Source organism: Paenibacillus sp. FSL W8-0919 (genome assembly GCF_038003785.1).
Lineage (GTDB): Bacteria > Bacillota > Bacilli > Paenibacillales > Paenibacillaceae > Paenibacillus_AQ > Paenibacillus_AQ lactis.
This window is the reverse complement of sequence record NZ_JBBOPV010000001.1, coordinates 6,345,830-6,364,995: the sequence shown is the minus strand read 5'-3', so window position 1 is coordinate 6,364,995 and position 19,166 is coordinate 6,345,830. Positions and strand designations below refer to the sequence as shown.

At 54.3% G+C, this 19,166-nt stretch carries 19 protein-coding genes; 14 read left to right on the top strand and 5 right to left on the bottom strand.

The genetic code is table 11. The features are described from left to right. The first annotated feature begins 34 nt into the window (after positions 1–34). From NST44_RS28895 to ald, 7 genes are all read left to right on the top strand, one after another. On the top strand, positions 35–697 hold the full coding sequence (locus NST44_RS28895) for a response regulator transcription factor (protein WP_007130870.1): 663 nt from the start codon (positions 35–37) through the stop codon (positions 695–697). 234 nt (positions 698–931) lie between these two features. Beyond that, positions 932–1,057 carry a hypothetical protein gene (locus tag NST44_RS28890; protein WP_260842840.1) on the top strand — a complete coding sequence of 42 codons (126 nt, stop codon included), beginning with the start codon at positions 932–934 and terminating at the stop codon, positions 1,055–1,057. A 17-nt stretch (positions 1,058–1,074) separates the two neighbouring features. Beyond that, entirely contained in the window at positions 1,075–3,054 is a 1,980-nt protein-coding gene (locus NST44_RS28885) for a methyl-accepting chemotaxis protein (protein WP_244869249.1), read from the top strand. Positions 3,055–3,134: 80 nt separating this feature from the next. Further along, positions 3,135–4,046, top strand: a complete 912-nt coding sequence (locus NST44_RS28880) for an AraC family transcriptional regulator (protein ID WP_007130868.1) — start codon at positions 3,135–3,137, stop codon at positions 4,044–4,046. Between the two features lie 118 nt (positions 4,047–4,164). After that, positions 4,165–5,679: an alpha-glucosidase/alpha-galactosidase gene (locus NST44_RS28875; protein ID WP_007130867.1), complete on the top strand. Its 1,515-nt coding sequence runs from the start codon at positions 4,165–4,167 to the stop codon at positions 5,677–5,679. Positions 5,680–5,826: 147 nt separating this feature from the next. After that, a complete protein-coding gene (locus NST44_RS28870) occupies positions 5,827–5,991 on the top strand; it encodes a hypothetical protein (protein WP_340901282.1) in 165 nt (54 codons plus the stop codon). 467 nt (positions 5,992–6,458) lie between these two features. Then, entirely contained in the window at positions 6,459–7,577 is a 1,119-nt protein-coding gene (gene ald / locus NST44_RS28865) for an alanine dehydrogenase (protein ID WP_007130866.1), read from the top strand. 102 nt (positions 7,578–7,679) lie between these two features. Here the strand turns inward: ald and NST44_RS28860 are convergent, their stop codons facing one another. Next, positions 7,680–8,237: a DUF1273 domain-containing protein gene (locus NST44_RS28860; RefSeq protein WP_340901281.1), complete on the bottom strand. Its 558-nt coding sequence runs from the start codon at positions 8,235–8,237 to the stop codon at positions 7,680–7,682. A 125-nt stretch (positions 8,238–8,362) separates the two neighbouring features. On the opposite strand from NST44_RS28860, the gene NST44_RS28855 reads away from it, so the two are divergent. Further along, complete coding sequence (locus tag NST44_RS28855) at positions 8,363–9,244, top strand: DUF6612 family protein (RefSeq protein WP_340901280.1); 882 nt, start codon at positions 8,363–8,365, stop codon at positions 9,242–9,244. 131 nt (positions 9,245–9,375) lie between these two features. Here NST44_RS28855 and NST44_RS28850 read toward each other — a convergent pair whose 3' ends face one another. Both NST44_RS28850 and NST44_RS28845 read right to left on the bottom strand, forming a co-directional pair. Continuing rightward, complete coding sequence (locus NST44_RS28850) at positions 9,376–10,419, bottom strand: DUF4871 domain-containing protein (protein WP_340901279.1); 1,044 nt, start codon at positions 10,417–10,419, stop codon at positions 9,376–9,378. Continuing rightward, on the bottom strand, positions 10,419–10,934 hold the full coding sequence (locus NST44_RS28845; protein WP_144878478.1) for an RNA polymerase sigma factor: 516 nt from the start codon (positions 10,932–10,934) through the stop codon (positions 10,419–10,421). The genes NST44_RS28850 and NST44_RS28845 overlap by 1 nt, the downstream gene beginning before the upstream one ends. A gap of 155 nt (positions 10,935–11,089) precedes the next feature. Between NST44_RS28845 and NST44_RS28840 the strand changes: the two genes are divergently transcribed. Together NST44_RS28840 and NST44_RS28835 are read left to right on the top strand one after the other, a co-directional pair. Beyond that, positions 11,090–11,593: a hypothetical protein gene (locus tag NST44_RS28840; RefSeq protein ID WP_340901277.1), complete on the top strand. Its 504-nt coding sequence runs from the start codon at positions 11,090–11,092 to the stop codon at positions 11,591–11,593. Positions 11,594–11,626: 33 nt separating this feature from the next. Continuing rightward, entirely contained in the window at positions 11,627–12,145 is a 519-nt protein-coding gene (locus tag NST44_RS28835) for a mismatch-specific DNA-glycosylase (protein WP_340901276.1), read from the top strand. 135 nt (positions 12,146–12,280) lie between these two features. On the opposite strand, the gene NST44_RS28830 is transcribed toward NST44_RS28835, so the two are convergent. Next, on the bottom strand, positions 12,281–13,132 hold the full coding sequence (locus NST44_RS28830) for a 1,4-dihydroxy-6-naphthoate synthase (RefSeq protein ID WP_210095176.1): 852 nt from the start codon (positions 13,130–13,132) through the stop codon (positions 12,281–12,283). Then, on the bottom strand, positions 13,129–13,836 hold the full coding sequence (locus NST44_RS28825) for a futalosine hydrolase (RefSeq protein ID WP_340901275.1): 708 nt from the start codon (positions 13,834–13,836) through the stop codon (positions 13,129–13,131). The genes NST44_RS28830 and NST44_RS28825 overlap by 4 nt, the downstream gene beginning before the upstream one ends. A gap of 182 nt (positions 13,837–14,018) precedes the next feature. Between NST44_RS28825 and NST44_RS28820 the strand changes: the two genes are divergently transcribed. The 4 genes from NST44_RS28820 to NST44_RS28805 all read left to right on the top strand — a co-directional run bounded on the left by NST44_RS28820 (position 14,019) and on the right by NST44_RS28805 (position 19,007). Beyond that, positions 14,019–14,639, top strand: coding sequence for a TetR/AcrR family transcriptional regulator (locus tag NST44_RS28820; RefSeq protein WP_007130857.1), 621 nt, complete (start codon positions 14,019–14,021; stop codon positions 14,637–14,639). Positions 14,640–14,834: 195 nt separating this feature from the next. Continuing rightward, positions 14,835–15,842, top strand: coding sequence for a substrate-binding domain-containing protein (locus tag NST44_RS28815; RefSeq protein ID WP_340901274.1), 1,008 nt, complete (start codon positions 14,835–14,837; stop codon positions 15,840–15,842). Next, the gene (locus NST44_RS28810; protein WP_340901273.1) at positions 15,832–17,775 is read left to right on the top strand and encodes a cache domain-containing sensor histidine kinase; all 1,944 of its coding nucleotides are present in this window, start codon (positions 15,832–15,834) and stop codon (positions 17,773–17,775) included. The genes NST44_RS28815 and NST44_RS28810 overlap by 11 nt, the downstream gene beginning before the upstream one ends. After that, the gene (locus tag NST44_RS28805; protein ID WP_340901272.1) at positions 17,772–19,007 is read left to right on the top strand and encodes a response regulator transcription factor; all 1,236 of its coding nucleotides are present in this window, start codon (positions 17,772–17,774) and stop codon (positions 19,005–19,007) included. Before NST44_RS28810 ends, NST44_RS28805 begins: the two co-directional genes overlap by 4 nt. Positions 19,008–19,166 lie beyond the last annotated feature (159 nt).

Below are 19,166 nucleotides of genomic sequence, written 5' to 3'. Positions count from 1 at the left end.
TGGGATGCAGGCTGTAGATCGAGGGGGTTAAGGGATGATTGAAATTTTATTGGTGGACGACCATCCCTCCGTAATGGAGGGAACGAAGATGCTGCTTGAGCAGGAGGAGGATATGAGGGTCATGCTTGCATACACGCCGGAGCAGGCGCTCCAGCTCGTTACATCGCGGCATTTCGATGTGATGCTGATCGATATGCATATGCCGGGCATGAACGGCATTGATTTGGCGAAGAAGATTCTTGGGCTGATGCCGGATGCGATCATGCTTATCTATACCGGCTTTGAAGTGAGCTATCACTTCAATCTGATCATGGATGCTGGGTTGTCAGGCTTTGTACTGAAGACGGCGGGAAAGGAGCAGCTTGTCACGGCAGTCCGGTGCGCCCTTCGGGGGGAGGTCGTTCTTCCGCTCGGGCTGGTGAAGCAGCTTCGCCGGACAACGGGTACCATGCTGGAACGCGCCCCGGGCAACCAAGCCCAGTCGATCACGAACAAGGAATACGACATTCTAAAGGAAATAGCGCGGGGGAAGAGCAATAAAGAAATTGCGGGAACGATCATGATGAGCCAGCGTTCGCTTGAGTACTGTCTAACGAGCCTGTTCCAGAAGCTGAGTGTCAAATCCCGAATCGAGGCTGCCATCAAGGCGAAACAGCTCGGAATCCTGTCTGATACCGATTTTGTGCAAATGCAATAATAATGTAGCGAAGAATCGCATGGCTTTATTCTATCGATCTTCGTTTCTCTCTGATTGAGCTTTTAAAGGCTCATACCAAGGCAATTTACGATAAAGCAGCATTGTGAATAGGTACCCCGCAAAAAAAATGCGTGATCACGCAATAAAATTTCGGTTACGAACCGTAAGCGAGTGTATATGCTTAAGTTACTAGATGAATATAGTCTTAACGTAGGAAGGGAAGGGGCTCGTGGCATGACAAAAGACCTAGAGTTTGCTTCGGACGATCTCTTGTCGCCCGAAGAGATTGATGTCATCCTAGCTCAGCTAGAAGAGGAAATCATGAAGGCTGCAACCAGAAGAGGCGGGGGGAACGATTGATGGGATTACGGGAGAGGTTGAGATCATTATTTGCCATGAAGCTTCGGACGCGAATGATGTGGGTCATTCTAGGGTCGATTACGATTTTGCTGGGAGGAATGATTACATATATCAGCTTTACGACGAAACATGAAGCGCTGGATTCCGCCAGAACACTGGCATTTACGCAAAGCGAGAAGATTGGCGCCCTTGTACAGCGGGAGCTTGATGATGTGATGAACAGTGCAAGAACCTTGTCCGCCAGCTTTATCGGGATGAAACAGACCGGCTCGGCTGACCGTGAGGTGGTAAGTGAAATGCTGCGGATGAATTTGGAGGGCAATCCGTCCTGGGAAGGAATTTGGACCATTTGGGAGCCTAATGCCTTCGACAGCCGGGATGCGGAATTCCGGAACAAGCTGGGGAGCGATGCTTCCGGACGGATGATCTCTTATTGGGCCAGAACGAAATCCGGTCTTGAGCACACGCCGATTACGGATGATTACACCGCGGAAGGAGAAGGAGATTTTTACCTGCTTGCGAAGAACAGCGGCAAAGAGGTTATTATGGATCCTTACCTCTTCAAAGTCGGCGGTGAAGAGATGATGATGACATCGCTTGTCGTGCCGATTATCGAGAACGGAAAGACGATCGGAGTCGTTGGCGTGGATGTTTCGCTGGAGGCGCTGCAAACCGTGATGGAGCAATTCAAATTGTTCGAAACCGGGTTTGCCCATATCTACTCCAATACCGGGGTGATCGTGACCTCTCCGGAGGATGGAAGGATGGGACAGCGGCTTGAAGATGCCTATCCGGGCGAGACGGCCGGCGATATTTTGAGTGCTATTGCAAAGGGCGAGGCATATTCGGAACAGGATGACGAGCTGTTCAAGCTCTACACCCCGGTCCGGACAGGGCATACGGAGACGCCGTGGTCTGTCGCAATCATTGTTCCGACCGATGAGATTACGGCCCAGTCGGACAGGTTGCTGCAGTTGATTATCATCGCTGGCGTTGTGACGCTGCTTGAAATGGCGATTGTCGTTACGCTTCTGACAAGGTCCATCGTGAAGCCGCTTGGTCAAGCGGTTGCGATCGGCGAATCCATGTCGCGCGGAGACTTTACGCAAGAAATCCCGGAAGCCTATTTGGCCAAAGCCGATGAGATCGGAACGCTGTCCCGGGTATTTAAGCAGCTGGGCGAGAGCATGCGGACGATGATCGGGCGGGTGAACGGCAATGCCCTCTCGGTTGCGGAGGCTTCCCAGCAGCTGTCGGCAGGGGCAGAGGAGCTGGCGGTTGGCAGCAGCACGCAAGCCGAGTCCGTACAGACGATGAGCGAGCTGTTCCAGGAGTGGTCGACGGCCATTACATCGGTGGCAAGCAGCGCTTCGTCGGCATCCGAGCTCGTCAATCAGACAGCCGAGGTGGCGTCCGAAGGCGGAGCGGTGGTCCACCAATCGGTTGAAGGGATGAATCGCGTTCGCGAGCATATGGCGAGATTGGAGCAGGATTCGCAGCGGATCGGTGAGATTACGCTGGTGATCGATGACATTGCGAGACAGACGAATCTGCTTGCCCTGAACGCGGCGATTGAAGCCGCACGTGCCGGAGATCACGGCAGAGGCTTCGCGGTTGTGGCTCATGAAGTGCGCCAGCTGGCCGTGCGAAGCGGAGAAGCGACGAAGCAGATCGCCGACATTATAAAGGGCATGCAGCAAAATACAACCGACAGCGCGGAGGCGGTGCACGAAGGGGTCAGGTACACCGAGCAGGCTGGTGAAGCCTTTGAGCGCATCGTCAGCATGGTGAATGAGTCTGCCGCGAAAGTGATGGATATCGCTGCTGCGAGTGAGGAGCAGGCGGCTCAGGCCGTATCCGTGGGATCCGCGATTGAGAATATCTCATCCTCAACGCAGGAAACCGCTGCGACGAGCGAAGAAACTGCGGCTACCGCGCAATCTCTCGCCGAGCTGGCCGATGAGCTGAACCATACCGTTTCGGCGTTTAAAATCTGATGGCAAGTCCTTGAAAATGGTGATAAGCTTGGCCCTAAGGCCAGGCTTTTTTGCTTGGGAAGAGATTGGAGGATAGCGGCATGTTTGGCAGCCTGTTTCAGCGGCAGTTGTTGAGCGGCAATTTTATTCCCCGGTTTTATGCGTATTACTATAAGCAGTGGACGGATTATACGATGCCGTTTCATCACCATGATTCAACGGAAATTATGTACATGATTTCAGGGACCTGCCGCATCGAAGTGAAGGACGGAAATGAGGAGAAGGGGATCAAGCTGAGAAAAGGGGAGTTCATTATTTTGGATGCCAAGGTTCCCCACCGGCTGATCGTAGACAAGGCGGCTTCATGCCGCATGCTTAACGTGGAATTCGGTTTTGCGGAACGTGAGAGCAGTTCACCCTCCTTGCGCCATATCGCAGATGAGGAAGCGGCGGTGTACTCCTTGATCGGACAGACCTCTCCTTTTGTGGTGTTAGCTGATCGGGAAGAGGTATATCCGGTGCTGAAGAGCCTGGTGCTGGAGCTTGACCAGCGGGGAACGGAAGGAACGCTCATGACGCATCTGATGTTTATCCAGCTGCTTGTGTGTGTTGCCCGGCTGTATAAGGAGCGTGAGAGCAGCGACGTTCCTTCCAGCGAATTCTATATCAAACGGTGCGTTGATTTTCTGCATCATAATTATGACCGGAACATCCAGGTGAAGGATGTTGCGGCTGAAGTCAATCTGCACCCGGGGTACCTTCACCGCGTGTTCAAGAAGGGGACCGGGAGAACAATCACGGATTATTTGACGATGATCCGCATGGAAAAAGCCAAGCTGCTGCTGGAGCAGACCGATATCCCCATCCATGAAATTTCCGATTACGTCGGCGTTTCCAGCAGGCAGTATTTCCACCTGCTGTTTAAGAAATATACGGGGAGCACGCCGGTGGAATACCGGCATTCGAAGGACCGGAATTCCTGGAAACAGGACGAGATCAGCAATCACTCCTAGAGCAGGTTAGAATATTTGACTCGGATGAAAGCAAAGAAGTCATGATATTGATAACGCTTACCGCGGGTTCGTTGCTACAATAGCTTCAACCGATATTGAAGCTGGGAGTGAAGAACGAATGTCGTTTAAGGTAACGTTTATCGGAGCTGGAAGCATAGGGTTTACCCGCGGACTGCTGCGGGATCTCTTGATTGTACCGGAATTCCGGAATATTCAGATTGCCTTCACGGATATCAGCGAGCGCAATCTCTCGATGGTCACCGAACTCTGCCAGAGGGACATCAACGAGAACGGATTGCCGATCACCATCCAATCGACGACGGACCGGCGAGAAGCGCTGGCGGGTGCCAAGTACGTATTTTGCACGATTCGCGTTGGAGGGCTTGAAGCTTTTCAGACGGATGTGGATATACCGCTTAAATATGGCATTGATCAGTGCGTAGGCGATACGCTATGCGCGGGCGGCATTATGTACGGTCAGCGCGGAATCCCCGAAATGCTTCGCATATGCAAGGATATTCGGGAGGTTTGCCTGCCGGATGTGCTGCTTCTCAACTATTCCAACCCGATGGCGATGCTGACATGGGCTTGCAATAAGTACGGCGGCGTTCGCACGATCGGCTTGTGTCACGGGGTTCAACACGGCCATCATCAGATTGCCGAGGTCTACGGGCTGGACAAGAAGGACGTGGACATTGTCTGCGCGGGCATCAATCATCAGACTTGGTATATAAAAGCATCGCATCAGGGAAGGGATTTGACCGAGGGGCTGCTGGAGGCGTTCGAGCGCCATCCGGAATACAGCCGTACCGAGAAGGTCCGGATCGATATGCTTCGGCGCTTCGGCTATTACAGCACGGAGTCCAACGGCCATTTGAGCGAATACGTGCCGTGGTACCGCAAGCGTCCGGAGGAGATCCCGGATTGGATCGACCTGGGCAGCTGGATCAACGGAGAAACCGGCGGCTATCTTCGTGTCTGCACGGAGGGAAGGAATTGGTTCGAGACGGATTTCCCGAACTGGATGAAGGATCCGGCTGTCAGCTACACCCAAGAGAACCGTGGGGAAGAGCACGGCTCCTATATCATTGAAGGCTTGGAGACCGGGCGGGTCTATCGAGGGCATTTCAACGTCGTCAACCAGGGAGTTATCTCTAATCTGCCGGACGATGCCGTCATCGAAGCGCCGGGATATGTCGACCGGAACGGGATCTCCATGCCGCTCGTAGGAGAGCTGCCGCTTGGTCCCGCAGCCGTATGCAATGCGAGCATTTCGGTACAGCGGTTAGCGGTGGAAGCGGCCGTACATGGCGACGATCAGCTGCTTCGGCAAGCATTCATGATGGATCCGCTCGTCGGGGCGGTGTGCAATCCGAAGGAAATCTGGCAGCTGGTTGACGAGATGCTTGTAGCCGGGGAAGCTTGGCTGCCCCAATACAAGGACGCCATAGCCGAAGCGAAGCAGCGGCTGGCCGCTGGCAGCCTTCTTCCGACCCGAAGCTATGAAGGCGCCGCCCGGCTGAAGGTGAAGACGATCGAGGAGATGCGTCAGGACCGGGATCAGGCTAATCGGAATGCGGGTGAATCCGACAAGGGGAAAGACCGCGAGAAAATATCGCCCGGTCTGGAGTGAATGGAAGAAAATGGAGTCCATGAGTTAATGGAGTTAATAGAGTTAACGGAGTTAATGGAATCGTTGGAAGCAATGAGTCAATGGAAGCGATCGATGTAATGAAAGCCATAAAAGTCGATGAATCATTGAATCTAAGCAGCATTAATCATGAATGATGGATCAAGGGTGCTCGAGATCGCCGCAATGGTAGACCTCCGGCCGTTTTATGCGGCCGGAGGTCTTTTTTGGTCGCACTTGCCCAAGCAAGCGCGTATCTCGCTGGCGGCAACCGGGACGCGGCGGACAGCCGCGGTCCGGCTGTCGTCTGAGTAAGCCGGGAGCCGTTTACAGGAGACGTGCGGAAAGCTTTGTCTATATGAAATGAAAAACGTAAACATGGGCGTAAAGAGTCCGCTGCAAGGGGGTGTACGGAAAGTCGTGCAAAAGTGGATCGAAAACCTGCATCCCCAGGCATTTGTGCAAAAGTCGTACTAATAAGGGAGCAAAGGCCCTATTTCACAAATTTGACGAATATTTAAAAAAATGAGACTGCTAAATCCATGACCTCAGAAATTTTGTACAAAAAGTCGTGCAAAATCCATTGCGAAAGCGCCAACCCTCATGCATTTATACGAAAAATCATACAAACGAGAACACGCAGTTTCCCGTTGCAAACATCTTCTCCTTCAAAATTATGAATGGATAAACTTGACTTTAAAACAGGTAAGCGTGCACAATGGAAATGGTTTACAATGCATGCAAGTGGAGAGTCAAGTTTTAATGAAGAAGGAGGCCATAGGATGATCATTGGGGTTCCTAAGGAAATTAAAAATAATGAGCATCGTGTCGGCATGACGCCGGGCACTGTCGTCAGCTATACAAAGGCCGGGCACGAAGTGCTGGTGCAATCCGGTGCCGGTCTCGGCGTCGGCTTCACCGACGAGGATTACATCGCGGCAGGGGCGAAAGTGGTAGGAACTGCCGCAGATGCATGGAAGGCCGAAATGGTCGTCAAAGTAAAGGAACCCCTGCAGGAGGAATACGATTACTTCCAAGAAGATATGATTCTCTACACCTACCTGCATTTGGCTCCCGAGCCGGAGCTGACAAAAGCATTGGTAGACCGCAAGGTATGCGCGGTGGCATATGAGACGATTCAGCTTCCGGATGGCAGTTTGCCGCTCTTGACGCCGATGAGCGAAGTGGCCGGCAGAATGTCCATCCAGATCGGCGCCCATTTCCTGGAGAAGGCGCACGGCGGCAAAGGAGTGCTGCTCAGCGGCGTTCCCGGCGTAGCTCCGGGCAAGGTGGCTGTCATCGGAGGAGGCATCGTCGGTACGAATGCCGCCAGGGTTGCCCTCGGTCTTGGCGCGGATGTCAGCATTCTGGATATCAATCCGGTCCGACTTCGTCAGCTGGACGATTTATTCCAGGGGAGAGTTAAAACCATTATGTCGGACCCGTATCATATTGCGGAAACGGTGAAAACGGCAGACCTCGTCGTTGGAGCCGTCCTTATCCCGGGTGCTCGAGCCCCTCGGCTCGTTACCGAGGAGATGGTCAAGGAGATGAGCCCCGGATCCGTCATCGTGGATGTGGCGATTGACCAAGGCGGCTCTATCGAGACGATTGACCGGATTACCACCCACGATCATCCGACCTACGAGAAGCACGGCGTCATCCATTACGCCGTTGCTAACATGCCGGGTGCCGTAGCGCGCACCTCGACGCTGGCATTGACAAACGTTACGGCTCCGTATGGACTGAAGATCGCGAACAAAGGCATACGATCCGCCGCCCGGCAGGATCAGGCACTGGCCAAGGGCATTAACGTGATCGGCGGCAAAGTAACGTATGAAGCGGTCGCAGCTGCACACGGATATGCTTATACCAGCATAGACGATTACTTGCTGTCTTAAGGCTGCAGCAGATGTGTTTTACATATAAAAAAAAGCTCTTTTTCGAAATTACGAAAAAAAGAGCTCTTTTATAACAGTCATCGCCTTAGCACAAGCGGCGAATCAGAAGTCCCGGTTCATGCTCTCTTCATCGGCAACCGATTGAATTTCTTCCGATCCGATGCTGAGGACCTGGTATCCGTCCTTCGCTTGCTTGTTTAATGCGCGTTCCTTTATGAATTTCGGGCTCGCTTCGCCTGCGTCTTCATCATAAACGAGGAGGATGCCGTCGGTTTTGCGAAGAAGGAGATCATCCCTGGCTGTGAATTGCCATGGGCCACGATAGGGCTCCTTGCTGACAGCGGCATAAAAGTCGACCCCCCTCATGAGCTGCTGGAAATAGGACTTCTTGTCATCGTTCCACTGCTCCTCAGGATTCAAGTAGGCGGTAAGAATGGAGCACCTCAGCTGGGGATACGTTGTCTTCAGCTCGATGGCGGCCTCGATCGCCCATAAGTCGACTCCGTATTGTCCGGGGGTGATGACCCATTGCAATCCTTCCTCAAGCAGCGGAATGAGCCGGTTCGCTATCGCTTTGCGGATATAGGGGATGCCTTGATGCTTGTTGCTGTAGATACCGAGCTCATGGGCCCGATATCCGGTGACCAGAATGTTTTCCATCTGCGTACACTCCTTGATGGGATGTAGGATCAGTGTATAGTTTTCAGAAACATCTAGCAACATCGTTTCACAAAGTTTCGGTTTGGGTAAGTAAGCGAGAATACATATTTTAGGAGGATATTCTTTTGAAGAAATGGACAGCGTTACTACTTGGAACAATTTTGGTTATGGGATTGGCTGCATGCGGCAATGACAAAGAGGCTAAGCAAGAACCGGTAACCCCGGCTGCCGGACAGGAGGCGACGACGCCGGAAACGCCGCCGGCTGAGGATGCTAAAGAGGAGCCGAAGGAGGAAGCCGCACCGACGGCTGACGAGCTTCTGGAAAAATCGGTGGAAGCTTCCCAAAGCATGAAGAGCTTTGCCATGCAAGCCGATATTAAACAAAATATCGTTGTGGAAGGCACAGAAAAGATGGAGCAGAACATCGACATGGTGCTGGATTCGGAAGTGACGCTTGAGCCGATGGAAATGATGCAGAATATGACGATGGAATCGCCGGAAGGCAAAGTCGAGATGAAGCAATATATTACAGAGGAAGGCATCTATATGTTGATGGATGGACAATGGATGAAAATTCCTCAAGAATCGGAGCAGGAAATCCGCAGCAGCTTGGATATGGCCGCAGCGGGCCCTAAGCAGCAGATCGAGCAGTTCAAGTCGATCGCCAAGGATATGAAGGTAGCCGATGAAGGTGACAAGTACGTCTTGACGGCGGAAGTTTCCGGCGATAATTTGAAAGAGCTCGCAACGTCCATGATGAATCAGGCAGGCGGTGACCCGCAAACGGCTGCAATGATGGAACAGATGGACATCAAGAGCATCAACATCGTTTACGGCATACAGAAGGATACCTACTTGCCGACCGCGACCGATCTGGACATGGTGATGGAAATGGAAGCCGAAGGTCAGAAAGTGACGCTCGACATGAAGATGAAGAGCACGTATTCCAAGCATAATGAGGTAAGCAAGATCGAAGTACCGAAGGAAGCGTTGAGTGCGGAATAATCGGATATTATATATTAATTAAGGAAACAGCTGTCCCGCCGGATGCGGGACAGCTGTTTTTTTAGATGTGTGTGCTCGTCGGGCCGTTTATCAGCGGGTATTGTCGACATCATGGATCAGCTCGGGCAGGCCTATCGAACCTCTACAACCACGCTGCCAAACAGCTGTCCGTCAATCGAAGCCATAATCCGCCATAATCCTGGTGAAGGCAGCATCATCATAGACGGGAGCATCGCATCTGCGCCGTACATCGGGGAGGGACGGATTTCCGTCTGAAATACATCGATCAGCTCATTGGAATGCTGTTTAACGGCGGTAAACGTCAAGTCGCCGGTCAGCTCCTCGTCCTTTCCCCAGAAATGCCACATATACTTATTGGGTTTGCCTGCGGCAAAATCCATGCCGAGGAAAGCGAGACGCCCCTCCACGCCCGTTACGCTTCTCGGAGGGGCGCCCCTGGAAGCGGGGATCTTCGCTTCTTCCTCTGAAACATCGGTAACGAAGGAGGGGCTCGGCTCCCAGCTGCCGTCAGGCACATCGAAGACGATATCGCCGTATTTTTTTCCGTCGATCAGCAGATCGAACTTCCATAGCCCTGCGAGCGGCAGTCCAAAGCGGGAAACAATACGCGTCGCGTCCTTGAAGGACGAATCCGGCCCGCCTAAGTATGCCATGTCCGCCGTAATTTCCGTCTCGGCCAGTTCCTCTAGGATCATGCCGGAATCCCGATGAACGGCCGTAATGCGGACATGCTTGCCCTCAAGCTCCTCGATCGGCGACATGAGGAACCATGCCGCTCCCGCAGGAGCGCCAGCAGCGTAGTCTCCGCCGGCAAACACTTGAAGCCTCGGCTCCCCGTTCTCCGTATACAGCGTATGCGGTGTCCATTCGGAGGCCGAGCCGGGGCCCTTAAGAGGCACAAGCTGTCGAAGGGCGGGAAACGCTTGCCACCCCCATACTGCGGTTAGCAGAAGGAGCGCACATATTCCGGCAGTCAGGACAGGGACGCGGCGCCTCCAAGAAGACGCCAAGCCTTGCGAATGCTGCAAGTCAGCGGATTTCCGGCGATTCAGAATATCGGCCTTCATCTCCTCCGTGAACATTGGCTCCCGGAACGGGGAAGCTGCAAGCTCCCGGGCCCATTCCGGCCGATCCGGCTTCGATTCCTTATTCATTAGGCATCCTCTCCTCTCAGCAAATTTTCCATTCTTACGCGGGCGCGGTGGAGCCTGGATTTGATCGTCCCCTCCGAGATGCCTAGCAGCTCGGCCATTTCCTTGCGGGTCAGCTGAAAATGAAATTCCAGCAGGAGCACCTCCCGGTATGCCTGGGGTAGCTGCATGACATGCTTCCAGATCTGCGATACCGCTTCCGTATCCAAAAACTCCATTTCGGCGGAAGGGCTGGCCTGTCTGGTTGTGAGCCATCCCGCAAGCGAGACTTTGGATATGAAGGAGGATTTGAGATAATTCAGGGACAGATTGCGGGTGATGGTCAGAAGCCAGGTCTTGACGGAGCTGCGGCCTTGGAAATCCTTCAAATGCCGGAAGGCTCTTAGGAAGACGTCCTGGCTGATATCATCTGCAGCATCGCGGCGCTTCGTAAGGAAATAGGCATAATTCCATACATCCTGGCCAAAAGACTCCATAAGCTCTTTCAGGACTGATCCGGCATCGTCTGCGGCTACCATCGTCTTTAGGTACTCCAATATTCGTCACCTCATGAATTAGACAAATGAAGACATCATCGGTTCCCGGCTTGTTGTCATTTATGCGAAACGAAATCAGGCGGTTAAACGTTATATAATTATCGGCATCCGAACAAGGCGCGAGGGGAGGAAAGGGTATGGATCTGTATTTTAAGGATAACTTTTTTAGCGCGGGCTGGACAGATATTATGAATGTGAATGGGGAAAGCATCGGCATACTGGATTTGAAAAGCGCCTTCAGCTCTTCACTGGATGTATACGATGCCTCAAGGACCAAGGTATGCAGCGGCTCCTTCCGTTTCTTCTCGAACAAATGGAATGTCGTTGACGCGGAGGACAGGGAGCTTGGCGTGCTGCGTATGCGAATGAGCTTTGTAACCAAGAAATTCGAATATGATGCGGGAGATCGGGGCATTTATGAAATTGTATCTCCGGCTTTTTCCAATGAATATGAGATAAGCGATGGCAGGGGAAGCCTTGTCGCACGGTTTTCGAGGATCAGCGGATGGCTGCAGCCAGGCGCTTACCGGCTGCACAACAGCAGCGGGGTTCTCGGCGATTATGAGCTGATTGCCGTCGTGATGGGAATCCATGAAATCCGCAAGCGCAATAACAGTGCGGCGGCAAGCGCATCCCATTAACGCCGTCTTACGGGCAGGAGGGACTAGGGCAGCATGAATACAGTCAGCGATCATTTGGACTATGGCTTGACGATTATTTTTATCGGATTTAATCCGAGCTTGCGATCCGGGGAGGTTGGTCATCATTATGCGAACCCCCGCAACAATTTTTGGCGGATCTTGCATCAATCGGGCTTGACGCCCCGGCTTTATGAAGCTTCGGAGGACGGGGAGCTGCTTAAATTGGGCTACGGCTTCACCAATATCGTGGCAAGGCCGACCAGGGGGGCGGAGGATATTACGCGCGAAGAATACCGGGCCGGACGGGAGACGCTTAGGGAAAAGCTGCAGAAATACAGACCTCAAGTCGCCTGCTATGTCGGCAAAGGCGTATACACCGAATTCAGCGGCAGGACGAAGGTGCAATGGGGCTTGCAGCCCGATTCCGTCGTTGACGGGGTTCGCGATTTTGTCGCCCCCTCTTCCAGCGGACTCGTTCGAATGCCGATGGGGGAGATTGTATCGATATACCGGGAGCTATACCGACTGATTTCCGAAAGCCCGGAGATGTAAGCCAGCTTTACGCTTTACATGTCCTTTAAATGAATGATAGATTTCCCTAAAAAAGAGGAACGCCTCATAAGACACCGATATCCGGTTCTTGAGCGTTCCTCTTGTTGTGCTGCAATCTTTATGGGCTGTGCCGGCTTACAGCCGCAGCAGCGAAGGGTCGATCCGCGGGACAAGCCCTTCGTCAGCCGCGCGATCCAGCAGGGACGTAATAGCATTGTAACCGTCCGAACCAAGATCGGCCGTGAACGGGTTGACGTACAGGTTAATGTGAGCCTCCGCTACCTTCGGATCCATCTCCTGCGCATGCTCCAGTACATAGGATCGGGATTCCTCCGGATGCTTCCACGCATATTCGACCGAGGCGCGGGTCCATTCGGCAATGCGGCCAAGGTCAAGCGAACGGCGGGCAACGATGGCGCCGAGCGGGATCGGCAGGCCCGTATCCTCTTCCCACCAGCTTCCGAGATCCGTCATTAGCTTGAGGCCGTAGGAAGGATAGGTGAACCGCGCTTCATGAATGACAAGACCGGCGTCGATTTCGCCGTCCCGTACGGCAGGCATGATCCGGTCAAACGGCATGACGACAATTTCGCCAAGCCCGCCGGGTACATGCTTTGCGGCCCATAAACGGAACAGCAGGTAGGCTGTGGACCGATCGCTCGGAACAGCCACGCGGCGACCTGACAGAGATGCAGGGCTGGCCGGGGTTTGGCCGTCCGTGAGCTTGTCCGCCGTCAGCACGAGCGGGCCGCAGCCGCGGCCAAGTGCGCCGCCGCACGGAAGCAGGGCATACTCATCGAGTACCCACGGCAAGGCTGCATAAGATATTTTCAGAATGTCATGTGTCCGGTCCTCCGCAGCCCAGCGGTTCGTAATATCGATATCGGCATAGGATACATCAAGCTCTGGGGCACCCGGTATCCGTCCGTGCACCCAGGCGTGGAATACAAAGGTATCGTTCGGACAAGGGGAAAACGCAATTTTCATGACAGCACCTCCGGAAGTAGTGAACTGGCGGTCTCAAGCTGGCGCAGCGCTTCGGGAATCCGCCATGCGCTGCGATCCCTCGGACCGACCTTATTGGATATTGCGCGGATTTCCATGACCGGTACGCAGGCCATAGCGGCAGCCGTCGCCACGCCGAAGCCCTCCATTCCTTCAGCGGCAGCGCCGGGCACCTGCCCGGCTAACCCTGCCGCGCGTTCTGCACTGCCCGTTGTCGTGGAGACGGTCAGGATCGGACCAAGACTTACGGGCAAGCCGGCGCGCTTCAGCGCTTCGACAAGCCGGATGGATGCGTTAGTCTCGGCTTCAATCCGGTCGGTTCCGAAACCGAGCTCTCGAACGCTGGCAAAGCCGTCCGCCGTTTCCGATCCCAAATCCGCGGCGACGATCGAATCGGCGATAACAACGCCGCCCACTTCCGCTCTTCCGTCGAAACCGCCGGCGATGCCCGCGCTGATGACGAGGCGATATGCCGAACGGGCCAGACGGGTTGCGGCAGCAGCGGCCGCGGCAGCAGGGCCAACGCCCGCTGCAATGACATCGAAGCCGTCCGCATTCCTTAATCCCCGCATGACGGCATCCCGTTCCGCCTCTACCGCGGTAACGATCAGCACGCGACGGGCGGACGGATCCTGCGTGTTATGATTCCCGGCTCTTGCCGGGTCTGATTGAGAATGAACTTGCATGTTCTGCTCTCCTTCATGGCTGAATTCCAGCGACCTACCCTTTAACGTTATCTCGTTACGGCTCTTGTGTAAAGTCTTTGGGGCTTTCGTCTTGCCGCAGTTTTTGTAGCAGGAGCTTCCCTGCATAGAGTATAATGGACAAAACTACGTACATCGGGATGAGATTCGGAGGTTGGATATCTTTGCGCAAGAAGGGTGCGAACGGACAAGAGAGCAGGGCGAAACTGCTGATGATCGCTGCTAATGAATTCGCGAGATCAGGATATCATCATACGAAGATCAGCACCATCGTATCCCGGGCAGGGTTAACCCAGCCGTCGTTTTACCTTTATTTTGAGAGTAAAGAAGCGATCTTTCGCGAATTGGTTGGGAATTTCCGGTCCGGGCTGAAGGAGCTGATCGAAGGCAGCAGGCTGGAGGGCGGCATAAGGGAGGATGATGTTCCCGATCGGCTGCTGGCTGTCTTAACAAGCTTATTTGAGTATTTGGGCAAGGATCCTGATTCAACCCAGATCGGATTTTACATAAGCGAGGAATCTGCAGCCATCAAGTCGGAAATGGCCGCAATGATCGCGAATAATTTAAGGGCCGAGCAGCAGGAAGGTTATTTCCGGGCCGAAGCGGATATGGCGGTCATTTCGGAAAGTCTGGTCGGGGTCATCGAAAGGCTGACGCTGCAGGAGCTTCTTAACGGCAAGCGGCCTTCCGGGGATTTGGCGCGTCATGTCGTGAATCTCTTCATGCACGGCATCTGCGAACACCCGTATGGCCGAGTGTCAGGCGATAAGTTCCAGGGAGTATGACATCGATAATCTGCATTATGGATACGAATACGACTGCATCCTTCGCTTCATGCGCCGATTGCAGTCTGTTTTTGCTGCCTTTCGCGCTGCAGCATCGTTTGAAATATGGCGGGAAAGTGGAGTATATTCGTAATACACTTGTATGTAACCGATTCCATCAGGAGAGTCAGAGGAGAATGATCGGAGGATCCGCTAATGAAGAAGATGATGCTGGTTTACGGTGCGCTGATTGTCGCATTTCTCCTTTACGTATTCATGTACCGTCTTGAGGACAAGCGGACATCCAGCTGGGAGGAAGGCGGGCTTCACGGCAGCATCGGCGAGAACTACGTTATGGTCACCTTTCAATCAGGCATGGAATATTGGAAAAATATTTTGAAGGGCTTCGAGGACGGCGGAGACGCGCTTGGCGTTACCGTCGATTACCGCGGCGCTACGCAATATGACGTCAAGGAGCAGATTACCGTCCTGGAGCAGGTTATCGCCAAGCGGCCGGCAGGGATTGCTTTATCGGCCATCGATTCGAAGGCGCTCACGCCAACGATCAATAAAGCCGTTGATGCGGGAATCCCGGTCGTGCTGTTTGATGCGGACGCTCCTGACAGCAAAGCCTATTCCTTCCTGGCGACCAACAATTACAATGCCGGGGCGGCAGCTGCAGATAAGATGGCTGAGCTTCTTGGACGGGAAGGGGAGGTCGGCATCATTACCCAAACCGGCCAGCAGAACCACGATGACCGGACGGCGGGCTTCCGGGAAACGTTAGAGAAAAGCTATCCTGCCATGTCGGTGGTGGAGATTAGAGAAGGCAAAGGAGATATTATCGCCTCCAAGGAAGCTGCCGCCCGCATGATGGAGAAGTTCCCCGAGCTGAAGGGCATTTTTGCGACGGAGGCGAACGGGGGAGCCGGCGCCGCCGATGCCGCCATTGCCGCCGGCAGGGCCGAAGACGTCCGAATTATCGGGTTCGATACGAATAAAGCGACGCTCGACCGGATATCGGACGGAACGATTTCGGCCACGATCGCTCAGGGAACCTGGAATATGGGGTATTGGTCGCTGCAATATTTGTTCCATCTCCATCATGGCCTTACCGTTCCTGCGCCGACGCTCGGCAATGATGTCGCTCCTCTGCCGCCCCGGGTCGATACCGGCATTACGATCGTGACCCAAGAGAATGTGAAGGATTACTATGCGAAGTAACGGATTGGGCGCATGGCGGCAGGGGCTGAAGCGGTGGCTGCATTTTGGGGATCTGCCGCTTCGTTACAAGCTGGTCATTCTGTTTCTGATGATCGGCATTCTCCCTTCGATCGGGCTCGGGGTGCTGGTGAACTGGACGGTTAATCGGATTGTGGATCAGCAGGTGACAAGTCATACCATACAATTGATCGGGAAGGTTAATCAGACGCTCGACAACGAGATGGAGAACCTTCAGAACATCACCTATCTTATCGGCTTCGATCCCCGCACGGAGCGGTTTATGAAAGGACATATCCAGGGGGATATGCCTCCGGCTCAGGCGGGGAACAGCGTACAGGCAAATGCCGGATACGCCTCGGACAGCCGTCTGATGCAGCAGGATGATGCGGACAATTACGAGATCCACCAGTATCTTCAAGGCTTTACGACGCTGTACCCGGAGATTGCCGCTATTCTGGTGGTCAATCGTGAAGGGGCCTATATCAGCAACGAAATGTATGCCCGGGGCAGCGGGGAGCTGACGGATGAGGCTTGGTACCGGGAAGCCGTTAAGCATGAAGGAATCTTTACCGTGCTCGGGCATCCGTCGGACCGCAATGTGACAACGCACGTGCATTATGCCGATGAGGAGCTGGTTTCGGTTGTCCGTTCCTTTGTCGATCCGGATACCCGAGAGGTCTCCGGGGCGGTCCTTATTGATTTGAAGCTTCGGACCGTAGCGCGTGCGGCCCGGGATGTGACGCTGGGCAAGAACGGGTACCTTATGGTGACGGAGGCTGGGGGATCCAGCATTTATAAGCCGGACGACTCCCTGCTTCCAAGCATACCGCCGTCATGGTTTCCGGAGCAGGACAGCGGCACGTTCATACGCGAGGTGAACGGCGAGCGGGTGCAGCTGATTTACGGCACGTCCTCCTTCACCGGATGGCGGACCATCGGCGTGTTCCCAACGAACGAAACGGTTTACGAAGTGAAGGAAATCCGATTTTATTTAATCTGCTTCCTGTTTATGGTGTGCCTCTTCGGCGTTACTGCCTCATATACATTGTCGCAATCGATTTCGCGGCCGATCTGGCAGCTGATGTCGTTCATGCAAAAGGCGGAGTCCGGCGATCTTGCGATCCGCTACTGGGGGAACCGGCAGGATGAGGTCGGCATGCTTGGCCGGAGCTTCAACCGCATGCTGCTTCAGATTCGCAAGCTGATGAAGCTGAGCGAGCTGCGCGAGCGGCAGAAGCGGGAAGCGGAGCTGCGCAGCCTCCAGGCGCATATTAAGCCGCATTTTCTGTACAACACGCTCGATACGATTCATTGGATGGCCCGCAAAAAAGGGGCGGATGAGGTATCCGAGCTGGTGGAATCCTTGTCGACCCTGTTCAGGATCGGCCTCAGCAAGGGGGATGACATCATTTCGATGCAGGATGAATGGACGCATATCAGCAGCTACCTGCAAATTCAGAAGACCCGGTACCGGGACAGGCTGCAGACGCAGCTGGAGCTTGCGCCCGAGGCCGAAAGGCTGTATGTCCTTAAGCTGCTTCTGCAGCCGATCGTGGAAAATGCGATTTACCACGGCATCAAGGCGCGCCGGGGACCCGGGCGAATATCGATCAGGGCGTATACCGAGAATCATGCCCTGGTTCTGAACGTTCAAGACAATGGCGCGGGCATGCCGCAAGACAGGCTCGAGGAGCTTCGCCGGAAGCTTCGGGACCCGATCTCCGCCATGGATGAGGATGCGGGCGGGACATCTGCCGGTAGCCGCAGCTATGGCATGCTGAATGTTCAAGCCCGGATACAGCTAACGTTCGGCGAGGCTTACGGAATCACCATAGAAAGTACGGAAGGCGAAGGAACTTCAGTGACGATCCGTCACCCGCTGCTCGCTGCGATTCCTCCGCCGCCGGATAACGATAGGGGAGATAGGCTATGAATAAGGCTAACCAGGTGCTTTACCAAGTGCTGATCGCCGATGATGAGCCGATCATCCGCGAGGGGATTCGGGATGCGGTGGATTGGGCTGCGCTCGGCATGGAAGTGGCAGCCGAAGCGGAAGACGGCGAAGAGGCGCTTGAGCTTGCGCTCAGCCGCGTTATCGATATCGCGCTTGTGGATATGAACATGCCGTTCATGGGCGGCATCGCGCTGATGAAGAGGCTGAGAGAAGAACGCCCTGATTGCCGTTTCGTGATCATCACGGGCCATGACGAATTCGCATATGCGCAGGAAGCGATCCGGCTTGGCGTAAAGGATTATATTTTGAAGCCGGTGAATGCGGAGCATCTCGTATCGGTGCTGCGCAGCGTAAGGGAAGAGCTGGATGAGCGCCATATTCAGAGCAACTATTTGAAGAAGGCATCGGAACAGATCGAGAAGAATATCCCGCTCCTTCGCGAGCGCTTCTGCCAGGAATGGATCGACGGGCTGCTGGAAGAGTCTGAAGCCGTGGAGCAGCTGGAATTCCTCGGCCTGCCGCCAAAGCAGCCCGTTCAGGCAGGCATCGCGAGATGGCCCGAGCTGACCGTTCCCCAGCCGCTCATGAAGGAGAGCGACCGGCAGCTGTATCTGTTCGCTATGGAGAACATGATCGGCGAGCTGCTGCAGCCGGCTGCCCATGTGCTGTTCCGCGACCGAACGGGCCATATCGGCATGCTGCTGTGGGATGAAATCCCCGCGAAGACGTGTGCGGATGCCGAGCAGGCGGTTCAGAAATACTTGAAGCTTTCGATCCAAATGCATGTCGAGCCGGTACGGGACGACAGTGGAGGAATATCGGCCGCGTACGAAGCCTGCCGGGAGGCGGTGCTCCGTGACGCCCAGCTGTCTCCGCTGGTTCGCCGGGCCAGGCAGCTGATTCAGGAGCAGTATGCCGATCCGGAGCTGACGCTGGAGTCTTTGGCCGCGGAGCTTCAGGTGTCGCCGGTTTACCTCAGCCGTACCCTCAAGAAGGAGCTGGGCACGTCGTTTGTCGTTTTCATCACCCAGACCCGCATCCGGAAGGCGATCCAGCTTCTGAATGGCACCGATCTGTCTATTCTTGAAATCGCGGAGCGGACCGGCTATGACAGCCAGCACTACTTCAGCACAGCATTCAAGAAGGTGATGGGCGTATCGCCGAACGGCTATCGCAAGGGCCTCGCTTTTCAGGAAGAGAAGGGCGGTTGACGTATATTAACAAGCAGTCCCTGTTTGGTTGGAGCTCCCAACGAAGCAGGGACTTTTTTCTTTTCGGGATTCATCGCTGGGATCGATTCCGCGAAGCCGGTGAAGGTTTACCATTCACACTCCTCCATTCATTCACTCACTCGTTCATCCATTCATCCA

Excerpts from the sequence above, each read along its gene's own strand:
- NST44_RS28895 (WP_007130870.1), top strand. The coding sequence starts at position 35 with ATGATTGAAATTTTATTGGTGGACGACCATCCCTCCGTAATGGAGGGA.
- NST44_RS28890 (WP_260842840.1), top strand. The coding sequence starts at position 932 with ATGACAAAAGACCTAGAGTTTGCTTCGGACGATCTCTTGTCGCCCGAA.
- NST44_RS28880 (WP_007130868.1), top strand. The coding sequence starts at position 3,135 with ATGTTTGGCAGCCTGTTTCAGCGGCAGTTGTTGAGCGGCAATTTTATT.
- NST44_RS28875 (WP_007130867.1), top strand. The coding sequence starts at position 4,165 with ATGTCGTTTAAGGTAACGTTTATCGGAGCTGGAAGCATAGGGTTTACC.
- NST44_RS28870 (WP_340901282.1), top strand. The coding sequence starts at position 5,827 with ATGAATGATGGATCAAGGGTGCTCGAGATCGCCGCAATGGTAGACCTC.
- ald (WP_007130866.1), top strand. The coding sequence starts at position 6,459 with ATGATCATTGGGGTTCCTAAGGAAATTAAAAATAATGAGCATCGTGTC.
- NST44_RS28860 (WP_340901281.1), bottom strand. The coding sequence starts at position 8,237 with ATGGAAAACATTCTGGTCACCGGATATCGGGCCCATGAGCTCGGTATC.
- NST44_RS28850 (WP_340901279.1), bottom strand. The coding sequence starts at position 10,419 with ATGAATAAGGAATCGAAGCCGGATCGGCCGGAATGGGCCCGGGAGCTT.
- NST44_RS28845 (WP_144878478.1), bottom strand. The coding sequence starts at position 10,934 with ATGGTAGCCGCAGACGATGCCGGATCAGTCCTGAAAGAGCTTATGGAG.
- NST44_RS28840 (WP_340901277.1), top strand. The coding sequence starts at position 11,090 with ATGGATCTGTATTTTAAGGATAACTTTTTTAGCGCGGGCTGGACAGAT.
- NST44_RS28835 (WP_340901276.1), top strand. The coding sequence starts at position 11,627 with ATGAATACAGTCAGCGATCATTTGGACTATGGCTTGACGATTATTTTT.
- NST44_RS28830 (WP_210095176.1), bottom strand. The coding sequence starts at position 13,132 with ATGAAAATTGCGTTTTCCCCTTGTCCGAACGATACCTTTGTATTCCAC.
- NST44_RS28825 (WP_340901275.1), bottom strand. The coding sequence starts at position 13,836 with ATGCAAGTTCATTCTCAATCAGACCCGGCAAGAGCCGGGAATCATAAC.
- NST44_RS28815 (WP_340901274.1), top strand. The coding sequence starts at position 14,835 with ATGAAGAAGATGATGCTGGTTTACGGTGCGCTGATTGTCGCATTTCTC.
- NST44_RS28810 (WP_340901273.1), top strand. The coding sequence starts at position 15,832 with ATGCGAAGTAACGGATTGGGCGCATGGCGGCAGGGGCTGAAGCGGTGG.
- NST44_RS28805 (WP_340901272.1), top strand. The coding sequence starts at position 17,772 with ATGAATAAGGCTAACCAGGTGCTTTACCAAGTGCTGATCGCCGATGAT.